The organism is Polynucleobacter sp. 35-46-11, from assembly GCF_002281105.1.
Window position 1 is genome coordinate 1 of the sequence record NZ_NCFJ01000269.1, and the last position, 3,480, is coordinate 3,480.

A 3,480-nucleotide genomic window follows, 5' to 3' on the forward strand; every position below is an offset into this window, starting at 1 on the left:
AATGTAATAGCCTACAAGTGGCTACACCGCTTTATCGCTTTATTGAAGATAAAGTTTTGCCTGGAACAAGCATTAAAAGCGCAGACTTTTGGAAGGGTTTTGATGAAATCGTCAAAGACTTGAGCCCAAAAAATGAAGCATTACTTGCTAAGCGTGATCGTTTGCAGGTGGATTTAGATAAATGGCATCAAGCCAATCCTGGCCCAATCAAAGATATGCCTACCTATCGCAAGCATCTCAAAGAAATTGGCTATTTAGATGAAGTGCCTGGAAAAGTTGTTGGCACCACCAAGAATGTGGACGATGAGTTGGCTCTCCAAGCCGGCCCCCAGTTGGTAGTCCCGGTCCTGAATGCGCGTTATGCATTAAATGCGGCCAACGCACGTTGGGGCTCTTTGTATGACGCTCTCTATGGTACTGACGTTATCTCTGAAGAAGATGGCGCTACCAAAGCTGGTGGATACAACCCGATTCGTGGTGCCAAGGTTGTTGCCTTTGCTCGCAAATTCTTAGATCAATCTGCACCGCTGGCCAAAGGTTCACACGCAGACGCCACCGCTTATTCAGTGGATGGCAATAAGTTGGTTGTCAGCCTTAAAGATGGCAGCAAAACTGGTCTTGCTGATGAGAAGCAATTTGTTGGTTACCAAGGCAACGCCTCTGCTCCTTCTTCAGTACTCTTGCGTAATAACGGTGTGCATATCGATATTGAAATCGATAAGAGCAAAACCATTGGCGCTACTGATGCTGCTGGTGTAAATGATGTTGTGCTCGAAGCTGCGCTTTCTACTATTTTGGATTTGGAGGATTCGATCGCTGCGGTTGATGGTGATGACAAGGTTGTTGCTTATGACAACTGGTTAGGCATTCTCAAAGGGACTTTGGTGGAGGAAGTTAGCAAGGGTGGCAAGACATTCACCCGTACATTAAATCCAGATCGCAAATACACAGCTGGCATTGGCGCTGTTGATGCTAAGGATGGTATGGTGACATTGCATGGCCGTTCTTTGCTGTTCCTTCGCAACGTCGGACACTTGATGACTAACCCAGCGATCATCACTGGCGAAGGCAAAGAGATTTACGAAGGTATCTTAGACGCAGTGGTTACTGTGTTGATTGCCTTGTATGACATTAATCGCCCAGCAACACAGGCTATTGGTAATACTCGTAAAGGCTCCGTCTACATTGTTAAGCCAAAAATGCATAGCCCTGAAGAAGTGGCTTTTGCAGCTGAACTCTTTGGTCGCGTTGAAAAGTTGCTTGGTTTGCCTGCGGATACTGTGAAGTTAGGCATCATGGATGAAGAGCGTCGCATGAGCGCCAACATCAAGGCGGCGATTGCTGCTGCTGGTGCTCGCGTTGCCTTTATTAATACCGGCTTCCTCGATCGCACTGGCGATGAAATGCATACAGCAATGCATGCGGGTCCAATGATGCGCAAAGGCGATATGAAGACTAGTAAGTGGTTATCTGCTTATGAGCGTCGTAATGTTCTGGCTGGTTTGGATTGTGGCTTACGTGGTCGCGCTCAAATCGGTAAAGGAATGTGGGCAATGCCAGATTTGATGAAAGCCATGGTTGAGCAAAAAATTGTTCATCCAAAGGCGGGTGCAAATACAGCTTGGGTTCCTTCACCAACGGCCGCAACATTGCATGCTTTGCACTACCATCAGGTCAACGTAGCCCAGTTACAAAAAGAGATGGAGCAGTTAGATACTGCTGCTGAAGCTGAAGCCTTGATTAATGATTTGTTGACTATTCCGGTAGTGGAAAAAGCCAACTGGTCTAAAGAAGAGATTCAGCAAGAGTTAGATAACAACTGCCAAGGTATCTTGGGTTATGTAGTTCGCTGGATTGATCAGGGTGTTGGTTGCTCTAAGGTGCCTGATATTCATAACGTTGGCTTGATGGAAGACCGCGCAACCTTGCGTATTTCTAGTCAGCATATTGCTAACTGGTTATTGCACGGTATCGTGACTGAAGCTCAGGTGAACGAGACTTTGCAACGCATGGCTAAAGTAGTTGACGGTCAAAATGCAGGTGATGCTTTGTACAAGCCAATGATGCCGAATTTCAAAGACTCTTATGCCTATAAAGCAGCAAGCGATCTGATTTTTAAAGGTCTAGCGCAGCCGAATGGTTATACAGAGCCTTTGCTTCATGCATGGCGCTTGGAAGTGAAGAAGGCTCACGCCTAATTCTTCTGCTCTTTGACCTCAAGATGAAATGGATTTGTCGCAAGGCAAGTCCATTTTTCTTTTCCGAAAACTCTCTTAAGTTACTAGCGACCACATGTTTAGCTTCTTAAATCCATTTGCTATGCTTTCTGACACCCGTGGACAAGCACTTGGCTTTCAGTTAAATGATGGAGGTAGAGGGCTTGCTGGTTTTAAGGGTGGGGCTGGTGACTGTGTGGTTCGTGCCATTGCCATTGCTGCTGAGTTGCCATATATGCAGGTCTATGAGGATCTTCGTGCCGCTAATGCAGCCTATGCAGATCTGCGAAATGATAAGTTAGCTAGAAGGCTTAATGCGAAGGGTGCTTCACCCCGTAATGGCAATCACCGTAATGTTTTTCATGACTATATTCTGAGTCATGGATTTGAGTGGGTTCCGACTATGAAGGTTGGGGCGGGTTGCCAGGTTCATTTGCTTGCCAATGAGTTGCCCTCGGGGAGATTAATAGTGAAGGTTTCTAAGCACTTAAGTGCAGTAATTGATGGGGTTATCCAAGATACGCATAACCCATCACGAGGTGGTTCGCGTTGCGTCTACGGCTATTACATCCAGCGCTAGGGATGCAATCCAAAAGAAAAAGCCCCTGAAAAAATCAGAGGCTTTTTACTTAAAACTGACCAAAAAAGGCCTAAAACAAGGCTAAATCAGTAATAAATTACCAATTTCCGCTAGTTTTACGTGATTTCTGTTCCATTGCTTTAGCTTCGCTAAATGCGGCTGCCAACAAGGTAAAGAAGTCTTTAATTGCAAATAAAGGCTTAAAGCTAAAGGCTGGTGCCTGTTGAAACTGTACTGAGTTTGAATGTGCCATGGTGAGCTCCTTAAGGGTTAACCCTAATGATACACCCAATCATCCCGTATTGCAGCAATTTATTCGAATTGCTTAGTAGACGCTGGTATGGCGGTACTTTTGATCCCAAGCGTTTTTATAGGCGGTAGTCATGCCGATCATGATTGACGTAGTCCATGCCAGCGAAAAGAGGCCGCTGAATGAGATGAAAAAGGCGAATGATTTCCAGCCGGTTAGCAGGGTGTCGGACTCAAAACCCACGGTTGTATAGCAGCTGCCAGCAAAAAGAATGGCGGCAACCGGGGTGCTCATAATGCCTAAGCCAATAATGAAGACGGCCCAGATGAGGATCTCGATCAAGTGGAACGTAGCTAAAAATACAAAAGTGGCATAAAAGTGAAAGAAAACACGGTTGTATTGATGGATTGCTAGATTTTGGCGGGTGAGGCGCT

At 45.8% G+C, this 3,480-nt stretch carries 4 protein-coding genes; 2 read left to right on the forward strand and 2 right to left on the reverse strand.

The genetic code is table 11. From position 1 onward, the window contains the following. A partial coding sequence (locus B7Y67_RS13260; protein WP_293599059.1) for a malate synthase G occupies nt 1-2,198 on the forward strand: 2,198 nt, incomplete at its 5' end. A gap of 94 nt (nt 2,199-2,292) precedes the next feature. After that, entirely contained in the window at nt 2,293-2,796 is a 504-nt protein-coding gene (locus tag B7Y67_RS13265; RefSeq protein ID WP_293599060.1) for a hypothetical protein, read from the forward strand. 97 nt (nt 2,797-2,893) lie between these two features. On the opposite strand, the gene B7Y67_RS13270 is transcribed toward B7Y67_RS13265, so the two are convergent. Together B7Y67_RS13270 and B7Y67_RS13275 are read right to left on the reverse strand one after the other, a co-directional pair. Then, the gene (locus B7Y67_RS13270) at nt 2,894-3,049 is read right to left on the reverse strand and encodes a hypothetical protein (RefSeq protein ID WP_293599061.1); all 156 of its coding nucleotides are present in this window, start codon (nt 3,047-3,049) and stop codon (nt 2,894-2,896) included. A 72-nt stretch (nt 3,050-3,121) separates the two neighbouring features. Further along, nucleotides 3,122-3,480 (reverse strand): hypothetical protein (locus tag B7Y67_RS13275; RefSeq protein ID WP_367227288.1); only part of this gene is annotated, 359 nt, incomplete at its 5' end.

Excerpts from the sequence above, each read along its gene's own strand:
- B7Y67_RS13265 (WP_293599060.1), top strand. The coding sequence starts at position 2,293 with ATGTTTAGCTTCTTAAATCCATTTGCTATGCTTTCTGACACCCGTGGA.
- B7Y67_RS13270 (WP_293599061.1), bottom strand. The coding sequence starts at position 3,049 with ATGGCACATTCAAACTCAGTACAGTTTCAACAGGCACCAGCCTTTAGC.